The organism is Pontimicrobium sp. IMCC45349, assembly GCF_047219225.1.
Taxonomy (GTDB): Bacteria; Bacteroidota; Bacteroidia; order Flavobacteriales; family Flavobacteriaceae; genus IMCC45349.
The window spans coordinates 2845228-2864042 of the sequence record NZ_CP178208.1; the positions used below are offsets into that span (position 1 = coordinate 2845228).

17 protein-coding genes are annotated in these 18815 nt (G+C 31.5%); 11 read left to right on the forward strand and 6 right to left on the reverse strand.

Translation table 11 applies throughout. The features are described from left to right. The first annotated feature begins 23 nt into the window (after window positions 1-23). The 6 genes from ACLII3_RS13220 (at window position 24) to ACLII3_RS13245 (ending at window position 6671) form a co-directional block, all read left to right on the forward strand. Window positions 24-1265 (forward strand): hypothetical protein, encoded by a 1242-nt coding sequence (locus tag ACLII3_RS13220; RefSeq protein ID WP_412984691.1) that lies wholly within the window; start codon window positions 24-26, stop codon window positions 1263-1265. A gap of 10 nt (window positions 1266-1275) precedes the next feature. Then, window positions 1276-1533 (forward strand): DUF4212 domain-containing protein, encoded by a 258-nt coding sequence (locus tag ACLII3_RS13225; RefSeq protein WP_412984692.1) that lies wholly within the window; start codon window positions 1276-1278, stop codon window positions 1531-1533. A gap of 31 nt (window positions 1534-1564) precedes the next feature. Beyond that, on the forward strand, window positions 1565-3340 hold the full coding sequence (locus ACLII3_RS13230) for a sodium:solute symporter family protein (protein ID WP_412984693.1): 1776 nt from the start codon (window positions 1565-1567) through the stop codon (window positions 3338-3340). Window positions 3341-3419: 79 nt separating this feature from the next. Then, window positions 3420-3614 (forward strand): hypothetical protein, encoded by a 195-nt coding sequence (locus ACLII3_RS13235; protein ID WP_412984694.1) that lies wholly within the window; start codon window positions 3420-3422, stop codon window positions 3612-3614. After that, entirely contained in the window at window positions 3607-6294 is a 2688-nt protein-coding gene (locus ACLII3_RS13240; RefSeq protein ID WP_412984695.1) for an ATP-binding protein, read from the forward strand. Before ACLII3_RS13235 ends, ACLII3_RS13240 begins: the two co-directional genes overlap by 8 nt. Window positions 6295-6308: 14 nt before the next feature. Continuing rightward, window positions 6309-6671, forward strand: a complete 363-nt coding sequence (locus ACLII3_RS13245) for a response regulator transcription factor (RefSeq protein ID WP_412984696.1) — start codon at window positions 6309-6311, stop codon at window positions 6669-6671. On the opposite strand, the gene ACLII3_RS13250 is transcribed toward ACLII3_RS13245, so the two are convergent. Continuing rightward, a complete protein-coding gene (locus ACLII3_RS13250; protein WP_412984697.1) occupies window positions 6668-6886 on the reverse strand; it encodes a hypothetical protein in 219 nt (72 codons plus the stop codon). The genes ACLII3_RS13245 and ACLII3_RS13250 overlap by 4 nt on opposite strands. Window positions 6887-6946: 60 nt before the next feature. Here ACLII3_RS13250 and ACLII3_RS13255 point away from each other — a divergent pair, with 60 nt between their 5' ends. Beyond that, window positions 6947-8833 carry an acetate--CoA ligase gene (locus ACLII3_RS13255; protein WP_412984698.1) on the forward strand — a complete coding sequence of 629 codons (1887 nt, stop codon included), beginning with the start codon at window positions 6947-6949 and terminating at the stop codon, window positions 8831-8833. A 109-nt stretch (window positions 8834-8942) separates the two neighbouring features. Next, window positions 8943-10850, forward strand: coding sequence for an acetate--CoA ligase (acs, locus tag ACLII3_RS13260; protein WP_412984699.1), 1908 nt, complete (start codon window positions 8943-8945; stop codon window positions 10848-10850). A gap of 80 nt (window positions 10851-10930) precedes the next feature. Here acs and ACLII3_RS13265 read toward each other — a convergent pair whose 3' ends face one another. The 4 genes from ACLII3_RS13265 to ACLII3_RS13280 form a co-directional block, all read right to left on the reverse strand. Beyond that, a complete protein-coding gene (locus ACLII3_RS13265; protein WP_412984700.1) occupies window positions 10931-11452 on the reverse strand; it encodes a hypothetical protein in 522 nt (173 codons plus the stop codon). 84 nt (window positions 11453-11536) lie between these two features. After that, window positions 11537-12574, reverse strand: coding sequence for a serine hydrolase domain-containing protein (locus tag ACLII3_RS13270; protein ID WP_412984701.1), 1038 nt, complete (start codon window positions 12572-12574; stop codon window positions 11537-11539). Window positions 12575-12853: 279 nt separating this feature from the next. After that, a complete protein-coding gene (locus ACLII3_RS13275) occupies window positions 12854-13900 on the reverse strand; it encodes a WD40 repeat domain-containing protein (protein WP_412984702.1) in 1047 nt (348 codons plus the stop codon). Further along, window positions 13901-15145 carry a S41 family peptidase gene (locus tag ACLII3_RS13280; protein WP_412984703.1) on the reverse strand — a complete coding sequence of 415 codons (1245 nt, stop codon included), beginning with the start codon at window positions 15143-15145 and terminating at the stop codon, window positions 13901-13903. 389 nt (window positions 15146-15534) lie between these two features. Between ACLII3_RS13280 and ACLII3_RS13285 the strand changes: the two genes are divergently transcribed. The 3 genes from ACLII3_RS13285 (at window position 15535) to ACLII3_RS13295 (ending at window position 18240) form a co-directional block, all read left to right on the forward strand. After that, window positions 15535-16476, forward strand: coding sequence for a sensor histidine kinase (locus tag ACLII3_RS13285; RefSeq protein ID WP_412984704.1), 942 nt, complete (start codon window positions 15535-15537; stop codon window positions 16474-16476). Beyond that, window positions 16473-17180, forward strand: coding sequence for a LytR/AlgR family response regulator transcription factor (locus tag ACLII3_RS13290; RefSeq protein ID WP_412984705.1), 708 nt, complete (start codon window positions 16473-16475; stop codon window positions 17178-17180). Before ACLII3_RS13285 ends, ACLII3_RS13290 begins: the two co-directional genes overlap by 4 nt. 145 nt (window positions 17181-17325) lie before the next feature. Then, a complete protein-coding gene (locus ACLII3_RS13295; protein WP_412984706.1) occupies window positions 17326-18240 on the forward strand; it encodes a hypothetical protein in 915 nt (304 codons plus the stop codon). Between the two features lie 15 nt (window positions 18241-18255). On the opposite strand, the gene ACLII3_RS13300 is transcribed toward ACLII3_RS13295, so the two are convergent. After that, window positions 18256-18795, reverse strand: a complete 540-nt coding sequence (locus ACLII3_RS13300; protein WP_412984707.1) for a dihydrofolate reductase family protein — start codon at window positions 18793-18795, stop codon at window positions 18256-18258. Window positions 18796-18815: the final 20 nt, after the last annotated feature.

Sequence of the window (18815 nt, forward strand, 5' to 3'; positions counted from 1 at the left end):
TTACTAACTAATCTTTAAATTTTATGAAAAAACTTTATTTAATACTGTTTTGTTCAGCCTTCTTAGGCTTTCAAAATCTGTATGCACAAGGTTCTCCAGATTATAATGGAGGCTTAAAAGTGAAATTTGATGAGGAAGGAAAAAAATACCTTCGTCTCATTTCTTGGGCTCAAGTACAAGCCAGTTATAATGATGATGTTCCAGACGATGAGAGTAGTACAAGTTTTAATTTAAGACGCGCTCGTATTTTAATGTTTGCTCAAATCAATGAGAAATTCATGATTCTTACTCATTTTGGATTGAATAGCTTAAATAGTAATACAATGCATCCAGTAGGAAAAGGAGATGGTTCTCAATTATTCTTTCATGATGTTTGGGCACAATATAACTTAAGTAAAAACCATGCTGTTGGAGGTGGATTACATTACTTTAATGGTATTTCTAGGTTAAATAATCAAAGTACATTAAATATGATGACCTTAGATAATAACCGTCAATCATGGGCGACTATAGGTTTAACGGATCAGTTTGCTAGACATATTGGAGTATTTGCTAAGGGTAAATTTGGAAAACTTCAATATCGTGTAGCTATTAATGATGCTATTGCTAGTGATTTGGATACTAGAAATCCAGAAGATGCCGATTATGTTGGTACAACTGTTTATGGAGGTAGAGAGTATTTAGGCTCTAAAGATGCTGGAAAAATATATGCAGGTTATTTTGATTATCATTTCTTAGATCAGGAGTCAAACTTCTTACCATTTAAAGTAGGTTCATATTTAGGAGGAAAGAAAGTATTTAACATAGGAGCTGGATTCTTCTTGCATCCAAATGGTGCAGTTATTAACGAAGGAACTGTTGTTAATCCTGATTTAAAAGGAGAGGACGTTGCTATTTTTGCTGTAGATGCTTTTTACGATACACCACTTGGTGATGATGGTAGTGCTTTAACAGCATATGCTACTTATCAATCAAGCGATTATGGTAAGGACTACTTATTTAGTGCTTATGGTACAGGAAGTATGATTTATACACATGTTGGATATGTTTTTGCTGGTGATAAGGAAAAAACAAGATACCAACCTTATGTTGCGTATGCTTCTAATAGCTATGATGCAACCGATGATAATAGAAATGTTTTCAGTATAGGTGCTAATGCTTATATGAGCGGGCACAATTCTAAACTAACCTTAGAGTATAAAAACCAAAAATTTGGTGACTCAAAAACAGGAATAGTTACACTTCAAGCAATGATATACCTATAAACTTAAAATTATGTCAGATAAAAGCAATGCTTCAGCATATTGGAAAGAAAATATTAAGTACCTATCCATTTTACTAGTTATATGGTTTGTGGTGTCTTATGGATGTGGAATTTTATTTAGAGATGCTTTAAATGAAATTAGACTTGGCGGATTTAAACTTGGATTTTGGTTCGCGCAACAAGGGTCAATATATGTATTCGTAATACTAATTTTCGTGTATGTACGAATTATGAATAAACTAGATAAAAAATATGGTTACGACGAGTAATCTTAATTAATAACCAAAAAAATATATTATTATGAGTGTTCAAACATGGACTTGGATTTTAGTTGGGATTACATTTGCCCTATATTTTGGAATTGCAATTTGGGCTAGAGCTGGTTCAACAAAAGAATTTTATGTTGCTGGAGGAGGTGTTTCTCCATTAGCAAACGGAATGGCAACTGCTGCCGACTGGATGAGTGCAGCGTCATTTATATCGATGGCTGGATTAATCTCATTCATGGGATATGATGGTTCAGTATTCCTTATGGGATGGACAGGAGGATATGTATTATTAGCATTACTCTTGGCGCCTTATTTACGTAAGTTTGGGAAGTTTACTGTACCAGATTTTATTGGTGATCGTTACTACTCAAATACTGCAAGAACAGTTGCTGTACTTTGTGCTTTAATTGTATCGTTTACTTATGTAGCAGGTCAAATGCGTGGTGTAGGAATTGTATTTTCGCAGTTCTTACAAGTAGATATAAATGTAGGTGTAATTATTGGTATGACAGTAGTGTTAATCTTTGCATTCTTAGGAGGAATGAAAGGGATTACATATACGCAAGTAGCACAGTATTGTGTATTAATATTTGCATTTATGGTACCAGCAATTTTTATCTCTTTACAAATGACAGGAAACCCAATTCCACAAATAGGAATGGGAGGAAAGGTTGAAGGAGGCGCCTTCTTACTCGATAAATTAGATACATTACATACAGAACTCGGATTCAACGAATATACAAGTGGAACAAAATCTACTTGGGATGTATTTGCAATTACTTTAGCGCTTATGGTTGGTACAGCTGGATTACCACACGTAATTGTACGTTTCTTTACAGTACCAAAAGTAAAAGATGCACGTAAGTCTGCTGGATTAGCTTTATTATTTATTGCTATTCTTTATACAACTGCACCTGCAATTGCTGTATTTGCAAGAACAAACTTAATTGAAACTGTAAATAACAAAGAGTATACTGGAATTCCTGAATGGTTTAAAAATTGGGAAGATACAGGATTAATAGCGTGGTCTGATAAAAACAATGATGGTAAGATTCAATACGTAGCTGGAAGTGCCTTAAATGGAAAAAAACCAGTATTTATTGATGGTAGAGGAAAAAGTGGTGAACGTATGATTTCAAACGCTAATGATGCAGCAAATGAGTTGTACGTAGATAGAGATATTATGGTATTAGCAAATCCAGAAATTGCAAACTTACCTAATTGGGTAATTGCATTAGTAGCTGCTGGTGGTTTAGCAGCAGCATTATCTACAGCAGCTGGTTTATTATTAGTAATATCTACATCAATCTCGCACGATTTAATTAAAAAGCAATTAAAACCAGACATCTCCGAAAAAGGAGAGCTAATGTGGGCAAGAATAGCAATTGTTTTTGCAATTATTATAGCTGGTTTATTTGGTATCTATCCACCAGGATTTGTCGCCGCAGTTGTAGCGCTAGCCTTTGGGTTGGCAGCTGCATCGTTCTTCCCTGCAATTATACTAGGTATTTTTGATAAGCGAATGAATAAGCAAGGTGCCATTGCTGGTATGGTAGTTGGGATAACGTTAATGTTATTCTATATGATACGTTACAAAACAGGATTAATAGGTGTGATGGATCCTAGACCAGCTAGTGAGTGGTGGTTTGGTACATCGCCAGAAGGTTTTGGAACAGTAGCAATGGTAGTAAATGTTGTTGTGTCTGTTATCGTATCTAGAATGACGTCTCCGCCGCCTGCAGATGTTCAGGAAATAGTTGAAAACATCCGAATTCCTTCAGGAGCAGGAGAGGCTACACACCATTAATGTTAGATTATTAGTTAGTTAAACAGTATTGCTTTTACAGCAATACTGTTTTTTTATTACATTTATACAAGAAACTACAATGAAAAAAAGACACGAACAAAAATTAGTTATACTTTCCTTTGCACTATTAGTAGTACTTAATGTGCCTTTTTTATTAGTGTTTAACATTGATGGGGTTGTATTGGGTATGCCTACTTTTTATTTTTCAATTTTTAGTGTTTGGTTAGTCTCTATTATTGTATCATATGTAGTTTTAAAAAGGCATTATGAGTAACTACGCATTGGTAATTATTATAATTTCATACTTAGCGATATTATTTTATATCGCTTTTCTAGCTGAAAAAAATGCCAAAAGTAAATGGGTGAACAATCCTTTTGTGTATACATTATCATTAGCAGTTTATTGTTCTGCATGGACATATTATGGTAGCGTAGGTATTGCTGCTAATACAGGTGTAAACTTTTTGCCAATTTATTTGGGACCAGTTATTGCAGCTCCTTTATGGATTGTGGTTTTAAGGAAGATAATTAGGATATCAAAGCAGCATAAAATTTCATCAATTGCTGATTTTATTTCGTTGCGTTACGGTAATAATCGTTTTCTAGGAGCGCTAATAACACTTATTTGTGTAGTAGCTACTGTACCATATATTTCATTACAATTAAAAGCTATTTCAGAAACATTTCAAATTATGTCGGATGAGTCAAGTTATGTTTCAACAGGAGTTTTTGACGATTCTACATTTTATATTGCATTATTATTAGCAGTTTTTGCAACATTTTTTGGTACACAAACTACAGATGCCTCAGAGAAACATAGAGGAATTGTTGCATCAGTAGCTTTTGAGTCTGTTTTAAAACTGGTTTTCTTTTTAGCAGTTGGTATTTATGTGACATTTTATTTATTTGATGGGACAAATGATATTTATAATCAAATTTCAAAAACTGATAACTTCTCTGTTTTAACTTCAATAGGAAGTATAGAAAATGGATTCAATTGGTTTTATATGATTATGCTGTCTTTTATGGCTATATTTTTATTGCCAAGGCAATTTCAAATGTCAGTAGTTGAGAACAGTAGAGAAAAACATTTGAAGCAAGCTATTTGGCTCTTTCCTCTGTATTTATTACTCTTTAACTTATTTGTAATTTTTATTGCTTGGGCAGGGAAATTGTCTTTTAACGAATCTGTAAATGCAGAGTATTTTACATTGCTATTACCATTACAACAAGACAATACATTTTTAGCTTTATTAGTTTTTCTTGGAGGTTTTTCGGCTGTAATATCTATGGTAGTTGTATCAACATTAGCATTGTCAACTATGGTGAGTAATAACTTAGTAATTCCTTATGGCTTTTTAGATAAATTTATAAAAGGTCATCCTGAAAAAAATGCGATGTATATAAAAAATATCAGACGTGTATCTATATTTTTAATTATTGTATTAGCTTATGTCTTTTATGTGAACTTTTCTATTGAATTATCATTGTATTCTATAGGGTTAATTTCATTTGTGATTGTGTCTCAATTAGGACCTTCGTTTTTTGTTGGCTTATATTGGAATAGAGGTTCTTCAAAAGCAGCAATAGCAGGAATAATTGTAGGTTTTTTAATTACAGCTTACACACTTATTTTGCCATTTACTATTGAAGCTTTTACGGGTTCTAACGATTTAACAGAGTATGGTCTTTTAGGAATTTCTGCTCTAAAACCATATGCGTTATTCGGTATTGATTTTATGTCACCTCCAGCACATGCGTTTTTTTGGAGCATGTTATTTAATGTGCTTACATATTTTTCAATTTCTTTGTTATTAAAAGGGAATTATAGAGAACGTAATTATGCAGAAATGTTTGTAGATAGTAAGAACTATACTAATTTACAAGACAACGCTTTAGTTTGGAAAGGGGAAGCTTATGTTACAGATATAAAAAATGTATTAAATAAATTTTTAGGTGAAAAACGTACTGAGCGTGCTTTAAATTTATTTTTTATGAAATATAAACTGCCACAAGACACTCAAATGGCAGATGCTAGATTGATTAATTTCTCAGAGAAACTTTTAACGGGAAGTATTGGTAGTGCATCAGCCAAAATTTTAATTGCTAGTGTAGTAAAGGAAGAAGAGATTAGTTTGGTAGAAGTGCTTAAAATTTTGGAAGAGTCTAAAGAAACGATTGCACGTAATAAGTTGCTTCGTGAAAAATCGGATGAGTTGACGTCTTTAACAGGACAATTACAAGATGCTAATCAAGAATTGATTATTAAAGATAAGCAAAAAGATGAGTTTTTAGATACAGTCGCACACGAGTTAAAAACACCTATTACAGGAATTAGAGCAGCTACAGAATTAATTATGGACGATGAAGATATGCCTAAAGAAATTAAGGCGCAGTTTTTATCCAATATCCTGCAAGATTCAGATAGATTATCACGATTGATTCATAACATTTTAGATTTTGAAAAGTTATCTACAGGAAGACAGCAATTAGATATACAGCGTCATACAATCAAAAAAACAATCGATAAAGCCATTACAAGTATAAGTCAAATAGCATCTAAAAAGGAAATAGAGATTACCAATGATAGTTTAGTCGATTTTGAATTTAGTTATGATGAGGATAGAATTTTACAAGTATTAACTAATTTATTGTCAAATGCTATTAAGTTTTGTGAGCCTAACAAAGGAAAAATAATAGTTGATTACAAGATGTTAAATGGCTTTGTAGAAGTGTATGTAAAGGATAATGGCAAAGGTGTTCCAGAAGAAGATATTAACTATATTTTCGATAAATTTTACCAGTCTAGTGATCAAAATACTATCAAGCCACAGGGCAGTGGATTAGGTTTAGCAATTAGTAAACAAATTATTGAAAATCATCATGGAAAAATTTGGGTAAAAAAGGGTAAGAAAGTTGGAGCAACCTTTGGATTTAAGCTACCTTTTGAGTAAATTGTATCGCTAATATGAAGAAGAAGATTTTAATTGTTGATGATGAGCCTAATATTGTAATGACCTTAGAGTATACCTTCAAAAAACAAGATTTTGAGGTATTCATTGCAAGAGATGGAAGTGAGGCATTACAAATTTTAGAAAACAATATTCCTGATGTTGTTTTATTAGATATAATGATGCCAAATGTAGATGGCTATCAAACATTAAAATATATTAAAGAAACAGACAGTTTAACCAACACGAAAGTGGTGTTTTTAACTGCAAAAAATAAAGCTTCAGATATTGAAAAAGGCATAAAACTTGGAGCAGATAAATATTTAACTAAGCCGTTTTCAGTAAAAAAAATAGTTTCAGAAATACTTGAACTACTTTAATTAATATTTGGTTTTGTGTGCAAACAACCAATGTTTAATTTAAGTATGTAGAAAATGAAATTAAGATTAAATCCGTTAGCATCAGATATATTCATATCTGTATATGTTATTATATCCTTATTTCTTCGTTTTAAATTTGAGAGTGAAAACCCTGTAAGTCCTGTAAACTCTATTGTTTTAGGGATTGGTTTTGTTGTGATTATTTGGGCACTCATTAAGTTAAAATTCTTAAATCCAAATTGGTTCGGTTTGTTTAAACCAAAAAAATCAAAATCATGACATATCAAGAATTTTATAAGAGCAGTATTCAGGACCCAAAAACGTTTTGGAATGCACAAGCACAAGAACTAGATTGGCACAAAATGCCAAACAATACATTGTCAAAAGACAATGATGGATTTTATCAATGGTTTGAAGATGGAAAACTTAACTTAAGTTATTTATGTATAGATAAACATATAGCAGATGGTTATGGTAGGCAAAATGCTATTATTTACGATTCGCCTGTAACTAATACTAAAGAGATAATTACTTTTAATAGGCTTCAAAAAGAAGTGTCAAAGTTAGCAGGTGCTTTAAAAGAATTAGGCTTACAAAAAGAAGACACAGCAATTATATATATGCCTATGATTCCTCAAGCCATTTATGCAATGTTGGCTTGTGTACGTATTGGTGTAACACACTCAGTCGTATTTGGAGGATTTGCACCTCATGAGTTGGCAATTCGTATAGATGATTGTCAACCAAAAGTAATTATTACAGCATCTAGTGGTATTGAAGTTGATAGAATTATTCCATATAAACCTTATGTAGATGAAGCTATAGTATTATCTCAGCATAAACCTGAAAAGGTATTGTTATATCAAAGACATTTAGGAGCAGATGCTCCTGCAAAACCTTATGATGTAGATTATTTAGAAGCAGTTAAAAACGCTATACCAGCAGAACCAGTAGTGGTTGATTCTACACACCCTTCATACATCTTATATACTTCTGGAACTACTGGTAAACCAAAAGGGATTATTAGAGATACAGGTGGTTATGCAACCGCTTTAAAATTTTCGATGAAGCATGTTTATGGAGTAGAATCAGGAGACGTTTATTGGGCTGCTAGTGATGTAGGTTGGGTTGTTGGTCATAGCTATATAGTTTATGGTCCTTTATTAAATAGAAATACAACAGTGTTGTTTGAAGGTAAACCTATTAGAACACCAGATGCTTCTACATTTTGGAGAGTTATTAGTGAACATCAAGTACGTGTTATGTTTACAGCACCTACAGCTATTAGAGCAATAAAAAAAGAAGATCCAAATGCAGAGTTCTTGAAACAATACGATATATCATGCCTAAAATATCAGTTCCTTGCAGGTGAACGTTGCGATGTATCTACACTTAAATGGACTGAAGAAAAACTAGGTGTTCCAGTAATTGATCATTGGTGGCAAACCGAAAGTGGTTGGCCAATGTTAGCAAATATGGCAGGAGTAGAATTGCAAAAAGTAAAACCTGGATCAGCAACATTTCCCGTATGTGGATATGATTTACAAATATTAAATGAAAAAGGCGAAGTAGTACCTAATGGTACCGAAGGTTATGTAGCTGTTAAGCTTCCATTACCACCAGGAAACTTAAGAAATATTTGGGGTAATCCAGAGCGTTTTAAAGCAGGTTATCTTGAAAAGTTTCCAGGCTATTATTTTTCTGGTGATGGAGGCTATAAAGATGAAGATAATTACGTGTATATAACAGGTCGTGTAGATGATGTTATAAATGTGGCAGGTCATAGATTATCTACTGCCGAAATGGAAGAAGTTGTAGCTGCTCACGATTCAGTGGCTGAGTGCGCTGTTATTGGTATTCATTGTGATTTAAAAGGACAAAAGCCTTTAGCATTGGCAGTTACAAAGTCTGATAATATAATGGCTGAATCTGTAATTCAAGAAGATATTGTAAAAGAGGTAAGACATCATATAGGAGCTGTAGCTTCTTTAAAACAAGTAATATTGGTAGATAGACTACCAAAAACACGTTCAGGAAAAATTTTAAGAAAGCTACTTAGAAACATAGCAGATAAAAATGAGTATAAGGTGCCTTCAACTATTGATGATATAAACATTATTGGAGAAATAGAAACCGTATATAAATCACACAATGTCATTTAGAGTTAATTTAATGTCATTAGTAGAAATAAAAAATAAAAACAAAAATATTTTACTAGCTTAGAGGAGGTGATAAAAACACTAATCAAGCACAAATTTTAATTATAGAATTATGAGTAATTATCATATAAAACATCTAGAAGAATACTATCAAGTTTATAGAAAATCTGTACGAAATCCTGAAGGGTTTTGGGAAGAGATTGCAGAAGAGCATTTTTTATGGCGTAAAAAATGGGATAATGTATTGAGTTGGGATTTTTCTAAACCAGAAGTAAAGTGGTTTGAAGGTGCAAAACTTAATATTACAGAAAATTGTATTGATAGACATTTAGCAACTCGAGGTGATAAAACAGCTATTTTATTTGAACCTAATGACCCAAATGATCCAGCTGAACACATTAGTTATAGACAGTTATATCATCGTGTTAACAAGTTTGCAAATGTGCTAAAAGCTCAAGGTATAAAAAAAGGTGATCGTGTTTGTATTTATTTACCGATGATTCCTGAGTTGGCGATTTCTGTATTGGCTTGTGCTCGTATAGGTGCAATTCACTCAGTAGTATTTGCAGGATTTTCATCAACTGCATTATCAACTAGAATTAATGATAGCGATTGTAAAATGGTAATTACTAGCGATGGTTCTTATCGTGGAGCAAAGACTATTGATTTAAAAGGAATTGTTGATGAAGCGTTACTTGATTGTGATTGTGTAGCATCTGTTTTAGTAGCAAAACGTATTAACTCAGATATTCATATGGAAGAAGGTCGCGACCAATGGTTACAGCCTTTATTAGATGCAGCTTCAGACCAATTAACAGCAGAAGTGATGGATGCCGAAGATCCATTATTTATTTTATATACATCAGGTTCAACTGGCAAGCCAAAAGGAATGGTGCATACTACAGGTGGTTACATGGTGTATACAGCTTATACGTTCAAAAATGTATTTCAGTATAGAGAAAATGATGTGTATTGGTGTACTGCTGATATTGGTTGGATTACAGGACACAGTTATATTGTTTATGGACCATTAGCCAATGGAGCTACTACAGTTATGTTTGAAGGTGTGCCTAGTTATCCAGATTTTGGACGCTTTTGGGAAATTGTTGAAAAGCATAAAGTAAATCAGTTTTATACAGCACCAACAGCAATTCGTGCTTTAGCTAAACAAGGAACAGAGTTAGTTGATAAGTATGATTTAAGCTCTTTAAAAACCTTAGGTTCAGTAGGTGAGCCTATTAATGAAGAAGCGTGGCATTGGTATAATGATAATGTAGGAAAGAAAAAAGCACCAATTGTAGATACTTGGTGGCAAACAGAAACAGGAGGAATTATGATAACACCAATTCCTTATGCTACACCAACAAAACCAACCTATGCAACATTGCCATTTATTGGAATTCAACCTGCATTAATGGATGAAAATGGAGAAGAAATAAAAGGTAACCAAGTAGATGGTCGCTTATGTGTAAAATTTCCTTGGCCATCTATGGCACGAACTATTTGGGGAAATCATGAGCGTTATAGAGATACTTATTTTTCGGCTTATAAGGATAAGTATTTTACAGGTGATGGTGCTTTACGTGATGAGGTTGGTTATTATAGAATTACAGGTCGTGTAGACGATGTTATTATTGTGTCTGGACATAACTTAGGAACAGCACCAATTGAAGATGCTATTAATGAGCATCAAGCAGTAGCTGAGTCTGCTATTGTAGGTTTCCCTCACGATGTAAAAGGAAGTGCGTTATATGGTTATGTAACTTTAAAAGATACAGGCGAAAGCAGAGACCACGATAATTTACGTAAAGAAATTAACCAGATTATTACAGAGCATATTGGGCCAATTGCTAAACTAGATAAAATACAGTTTACTCAAGGATTACCAAAAACACGTTCTGGAAAAATTATGAGACGTATTTTACGTAAAATAGCACATAAAGATACTTCTAATCTAGGTGATACAAGTACATTGTTAAATCCAGAGGTAGTACAAGATATTATGGATAATGCCTTATAACATTATCTGTTTTTTATTGATTGATTTTTAAGTATTAAAAAAGCATCTCGAAAGAGATGCTTTTTTTGTGATTCTTTATATTATAAATTTTGTAATCGTAAACTCTCAAGCTTTTGTGCATAAGTCAATATAACTTTGCCAAAAGAACCAGTTTTTACATCACTATAATAATATTCGTCAGTTTTACGATCTAGCATGTAATAGTTAGAATATGGTGCGCTTCTAGTTTTAAATTCTCCAGAGGCTCCATATCCAGCAGAAGCAGTACTTCCCGCATCATAATCAAAAATATACCTGTATTTATCTAGGTCTGCATACTCTTCATTTTCAAGGTCTTCTTCTAAAACGAAAATGAATTTGCCTTTATAGTTTTCGTTAAAATGCTTTTTCATGTATTTATCTCTACTATTTCTGCCTTTTAGTACGCATATTAAAGTAGAATTGTCTTTACCAAACTCTGGAGGAATAGCATTGTTTTCAGTAGTTATATGCTTTTCGGCTACATTTTTTTGATTAGCCATTACTGCTGCAGCAATGCAAGAATTAAGCAATAGAAAAGAACAAAGAATAATTAAAAGTCTTAACGGATAAATTATTTTCATTATTGAATGATTTTGATTACATCAAAAGTAAGTGAAAATAATTAATATTAAAACATAGAAATTAGTTTTGTTGTTGTTTTTTAGTTAGTTAGGGTTGTTTTCTTTTTCCAATATTTTAGCAATTCTATTATTTATAATTTCTGATAAGTTCCAATTATAAAGCTCTTTATCAGTAGTGTTGTAAAATGCAACAATAACTGCATCTATATCTTTATAGTATTTTGCAAAACTTTGGTATCCAGGAACCCAACCAGCATGTTCAAATTCGTAAATAGAAGCATATATCTTTTGCTCTTCAGGTTTTAATAATGAACCATCGTTTAATGCTCTAAGAAATATACCAACATCTTCTGCAGTGGCTAACATACCATGTTCGTCTTCTTTTAAATCGTATGGATAGTCTACATGGTAACCACTCATGACATCTTCTAAATTCACTTCTTTTAAAGACCCAAAAGTATTGTTTAGGTTTAGTGGTTTTAAGATTTCTTCTTGTACAAATTGAAAGTTGTTATAGCCTAATGCATTATCCATAATTTTATTGATTAATAAATAATTGGTATTACAATATTCATAATCTTCACCTGGTTGAAAGTTAGCAGGTTTGTTGGTAATTAGTGCTAGACTTTCTTCGTAAGTTCTTGTTGGATTAGACCAAAAATTTGGCGTGTCTGTAAAGTTTGGAATACCACTTTTATGCTGTATCATTAAGCGTAGTGTAATTTTATCGGCATTTTCAATTTTACCAACAAGTTCTGGTAAATAATCAGCGATGGTTTTATCTAATGATAGTTTGCCTTTGCTTACCAATTTGGTAACAGCTACAGCATCATAGAGTTTGCTAATACTTGCTATTTTAAATAAAGCATTTGGTTTTGCAGCTATTTTAGTATCGCGATTATGCCAGCCAGAAGCAGCATATTGCGGCGTGTTTCCTGCTTTATCTATATAAACAACCATACCATCAAAACCATGATTAATAGCTTGCTCTGTTTGTTCTTGAACTGTATCAGGTAAAGGTAAAATCCATGCTTTAACCAAAAGCCAAGGCACAAAGAAAAGAGAGGTGATAGTTCCAACAAATAGTATGATTCTTAATATTGTTTTTTTAGAGATATTCATGATTACAATTGTGATTAATATACAAGCGTATTACAATTTTACGAAAGCAAAATACCGAATAAATATTAAGAGTTTTATTTTTTAGTTTCTGAATTGCAGAATTTTAATGATGAATTGTATAATTATAGCTATAAGTTATATGAGGAGTTCGTTTAACGGTTTTGTGTATGGTTAGTTGCGTGTTTCAGCAACTAATTTTGCAAATCAAGCCTAATAGAAAATCGTGACGAGTAAGTAGGCGAGTACTAGCAATTAATTATACACGGTGTTGTAAAACGTTTATTCTTTGACAACTTCCCAAATCTTCACTGTTTTATCTTTACTAGGTGTAGCTATTAACTTTCCATCCGAACTTACATCCATCCCCAAACCAATGTCATCCTTATGTTCAGTTATTGTTTGAAGAATGGTTTCACTTTCAATATCCCATAGTGTTGCTATAACAGGTATTGTATATCCTTTAAAACCAAAATGATATTCTAACAGCTCTCCTAGCATCTTTTTATCTGTTCCTCCTGCCAAAATTCTATTATTTCCAACAAACACAACTGAATGAAGAGCTTTATTTTCTCCTTTTAATGTATGCATTAATTCCCAAGTATTGGTATTCCAAATTTTAATGGTTTTATCATCTCCTGCACTTGCTAATAATTCACCATTTGGACTAAAATCCATCGATAGAGGAACTAATGAATGTCCCAAAATTGTCTTTATTAACGCTCCAGATTTCACATCATATATTCTTATAGCATTATCACTGCCTGAGGCCGCTAAATAGTCTCCAGTGTGATTAAAAACAACCTCCCAAATATTATGTGAAGATTCTGTAAATTCATATTTAATTTCTCCAGTATTTATATTCCAAACAGTTACTTTATCATCATTGCTACCAGCTGCTATTAAATGACCATTTGGGCTAAAATCTACCGACCAAATAGTACCTTCATTACCATCTAACACTCTTAAAAGCTCTCCAGAACTCACATTCCAAAGTCTTACTTTACCATCATAAGCTCCAGTTGCCACTAATGTCCCATCTATATTAAAATCTACAGCTGGTGAGCCCGTTTCATGTGGTAAATTATGTACTGTTTCACCTGTAATTCTATTCCAAATTTTAGTATTGGAATCTATGCCCCCACTTATCATGAGTGTATCGTTTGGTAAAAATTTCACTTCCCAAACATCACCAGAGTGATCTTTAAACGTTTCTTTTAACTTAAGATAATTACCTTCAACTAACTTTGGTTGATTAAATAACTGTAAATATGTAAAACATGCAATACCAAATGCGAGCAAGGATATTATAATTTTTCTCTTTCTCATTTATTTGATGTTTTCTAATTTATCAATCATTCTTTTTGCTGAAGTCGAGCTTGGATCTAATTCTAATGCCTTTTTGTATGACCTTAAAGCATTCATTTTATCGCGTTTTTGGAAATACGCTTCCCCCAAACTATCCCATGAATTGGCATCCTCTGGAAATAATTTTGTGTTCTCTTGAAATACAATAATAGCTTCATTGATCAATTTATCTTGTAGAAATCCATAGCCAATACTATTGAATACATTTCCTTTATTTCTAGTAACTGTTTTGTTTATAGCATTAATATAAGCAATTACAAAAGCCTCATTACTATTGGTTTTAACGTTGGGCTGTACACCTTTGCCCTCCCAATTTGTTTTTGTTACTGGATGTATTGCTTGAATGTATGGTAACGAAATAGAAAAGTTATCGTTTAAATTTATAGTTTTTGTTCTGTTAGCTCCTCCTTTAGTAACTTCACCTACGACAACAGCTTTATCTAAATGTTTTAATGAATAGGTAAAAGCTTCTGCAGCAGAAAATGTGTTTTTACTTGTTAATATATATAAAGGTTTATTAGTCATCCTTTTACCATCGATAGTTTTGAAGGTGAATAATTGTGTTTTTTCATTCGTTTTACGCTCATAGAAATTACTCAACAAAACAGGTTCCGGATCCGTAAAATAACTAGATAACAATTGTACCATACCTGGAACACCTCCACCATTTTTTCTTAAATCTATAATAATAGCATTGGTATTGTATAGAAAGTTCATCGCAGAGGTTGCGGCATCTTTTCCTTGTTCAAGGCTTGTAAACATACGTAAATTCAAATAGCCAATATTTCCTTTAAGAACTTTAACTTCTGTAAAACCATAATTGATTTCTGCCATTTTCATTGCTATCATTCTCTCTTTTTGTTTTTTCATTTCTTCTGGCATAACATGTTTACTTTGTGCTATTTTTTTTGAAGCATAATTTAGTTTTAAATGTAGATCATGACTTACGTTTTGTAAATCTTGAGTAACTAGTTTTACAAAATCTTTAGGGTTTGTAACCAACTTGTACTTGTTCGATTTTAAATTAGATTTTAAGACAGAGTTCATTTCTTGGGCAATCTCTAAATCTATATATGTTTCCAATAAATTCTCTGAAATCAACTGTATTACTTCAGTTTTTTCCTTATTAGTGATTTCCTTATTCTGTGCTTTAAGACTTAATAGAGCTAGAAACAATAATACTAATGTTATAATTTGTTTTCTCATTTTGACCGATTTTAAATTTGATACAAACCTATAGTCAATCTGTAAACCATTGAATTTAATTTCTTGTTTACATATCTTTTAAACACACATATGATTGTTTTAGTCACTAACTAAACTTGCGTCTGTTAATAATACGTTTGTGAAGCTTTTTGGTATGTTGGTGCAAAACATTCTATGAATAACTTTAAGATTATTAGTTTTACAGTATGATTGCACTCTTAAAAAAATATAAAGCATTTGTTTACGGACTCATAATTTTTAGGATTGTAGTTGTGGTATTATCATATTTCAATTTCGTACATATTGATAATTCTGAATACTTATCTAATACTTTGAGTTTTATCTTTTATTGGTTATTATTCTCTTTGCCAATATATTACTTTCCATTTTTGAAAAAACATAAAACCAATAGTTTTAAGTTTTTTGGTCTTATAGTTTTTTTTATTCTTGTTTTAGTCAACGATGCTAATTCTAAGATGATAGATAATCCAATTACCATTATTGGAATCATAAGTATTGGTTTACTTTTCACCTCAATTGTTGCTTCAAAATTTTTCAAAAAATACGCTCTATTTACAATAGTATTTTATGTATTGAGTTTAAGTTATTATATCTACTTAAGAGTATATATAGATGATATAAATGTGTATTTACAGCAAGAAAAGGAAATCAAAATCATCTTAACTATTCCTTTTTTTTTATTGATTTTAGGATGGTTTTTTCAGCAATGGAAATGGATGAAAACATTAGAATCAAAAAAAACCAAAGCCGAACTATCCCTTTTAAAAAATCAGATAAATCCACACTTCTTTTTTAATACACTGAATAACTTATATGGCTTAACGGTTGAAAAATCTGATGATGCTCCAAATGTTGTTTTAAAATTATCAGACATGATGCGTTATACAATTTATATGGCTAAGGAGGATTTTGTTTCTTTAAAAGATGAAGTTGACTATTTAAAGAATTACATTGAATTACATAAAATTAGGTATCAAAAAAAAGTAGATATTCAATTTACGTATTCCAATTTATCAGATTACCAAATCGCACCTTTATTGTATATTATAGCATTAGAAAATGCATTTAAGCATGGTGCTGAAAAATTAACAGAGAACGCATATATTCATATTCATATTAGTACCAATGATGGAGTTATTCTTTTTGAAATAGAAAATAACTTTGAAAAACCAAGATCAAAACAAGATTTTGGAATTGGGTTGGATAATTTAAAACAGCGTTTGCAATTATTATATCCAAAAAAACATCAACTTATTATTGAAAGTACTAATTCTGTATATAAATTCGTCCTTAAACTAGAAGCCAAATGATTCATTATTTAATTATAGATGACGAACCTATAGCACATCGTATCATAGAAAAATATTGCGATAATTTACCACATTTAAAAAAGGTGGGGAATTGTTATAATGCTTTTGAAGCGATGCACTTTTTGAATGATTATACTATTGATTTGCTTTTTTTAGATATAAATATGCCGAAATTATCGGGTTTCGATTTTTTAAAAACGTTATCGAACCCTCCTAAAATTATTATTACAACTGCTTACAAAGAATTTGCATTAGAAGGATATGAACTTAATATTTCCGATTACTTACTAAAACCATTCAGTTTTGACCGGTTTATAAAGGCTATAAATAAAACAATTGGTATTTCTGAAAGTAAACCTAAGACAGATATAGGTCATACATATAACAGTGAAATACAAAGCAATAGTTTTTTTTTAAAAGGAGATAAAAAGCATCATCAAATTCATTTAGAATCAATACTTTTTATTGAAGCTTATGGACATTATACTAAAGTATATTTAGAAAACGAAATGATTGTAAGCCATGAGAAAATTTCTTCATTAGAGGAGTTTTTACCTGAATCTAGTTTTATAAGAACACATAAGTCTTTTATAGTTGCTAAAAACAAAATCAAACAAATTGAAGGTAATAGAATTTTTGTTAATGAACACAAAATACCAATAGGGCAAACTTATAAAGGAAATATAGATAAACTTTTTAGGTAGTATATTACTTTTCGTTATAAAATGTTAAAGGAAGTTAGCTTTTTTACATTACAAAATCAATGCGTAGAAATACGTATTTAATAACTGTAACAATTAAAGTGTATTGTAGTCTATAATAGTATTATAATCAATCAAAACAATCATTATGACCAATCGTAAATTATCACTTGTAAGCATGCTTGTTATGTTACCAATGTTATTATTAGCACAAGCAGAAGCACTTTTTAATAACACCTTACTTAACGATTCGTTAGAGGAAGTCACTCAAAAAACAAGTGAAATATCTGCTACACAAAATGTTTTTACCAATACTATTCCGCGATTTCCGTTAGCAAAAGCAAGGGAATCACACTTATTATGTACAAATCTTAAAACTAATAATGGTACTATAGACAAAGTGGTGTTTACGTTTGCAGACGATAAGTTAGTGTATATTGAAGCAAAAGGAAATGTACTAGCATTAACTAGTGAACGACAAGATACAGCACGTACGTATATGGATTACGATGTGTATTTAAAGGATAAATTGTTTGTTAAGAATGCGAGTGATCAAGCTTGGATTATTAATGACGAAGCAATGCATGTAAATTTGTTTACTTGGGAAAATCCTTATTTAAAATCCGATTTTAAATCAAACGCATTACCAATTAACAAAGCAATACCAGAATTTATTAAAATGGGAGCTTCATTAAGTGAAATGCAACCAGTTTTAGAGACCAATAGTCAATTTAGTAATAAAGAAGTTTTGGATGGTAAAGACCCAAATGCACAATTACAAATAAATGCTTTTGGAGTTAACTATTTAGGGTTTCCGCGTAAAGTAGAAGCGCGCTTTGGAGATGAGAAACTAAATGTTGTATGGATTTTAACAGCCAAAGGTGAGGAGGATAGAATACGTCAAGCTTTAATTGAACAATATGGTAAACCTATTTTTGTGGATGATAACTGGGAAATATTTAATGATTGGCAAGTGGGTTTACGAAAAGATAAACCAGAAATACTGCTTATAGAAAAAGCATTAGGACAAGTGTATAAAAAACAATTTTTTAAACAAGAGTAGTTTTTTATAAATGACTTATCGCTTACGCTTATAGTGCGATTGTACAAGTGTATTCAAGCCAATTTTAGAACCTACAAAATCGAATACTAATCTGTTTTCTAATTCAGAAAATAAAGGTGTTCCACCACCTAAAACAATAGGAATGGTTGTTATGATAAGTTCGTCTATTAAATCTTCTTTTAAAAAACTTTGAATGGTGCTTCCTCCATCTATATATAAGCGTTTAAAGCCTTTGTTGTGTATGGTTGTTAAAACTTGAGTAAGCGTACCTTTTACTAAAAAAGCTTTGTCTTTGTGTGTTTCTGGAATATGAGACAAGGAATTGCTTAATACAAATACAGGTTTTTTATAAGGCCAATCAACATCAAAACCTAAAACAGTTTCAAAAGTATTTCTTCCCATAACTAAGGCATCAATATTTGCTGTAAAATCAAAATAACCTAAGTCGTCTCCATCAGGATTGGGAATTAAATCTAACCAATCTATTTCTCCATTTGGTCCAGCAATATAACCATCAATACTTTGAGCAATAAATACACTGTTTTTAGCTTCCATATTTTTACTGTTTACTATTA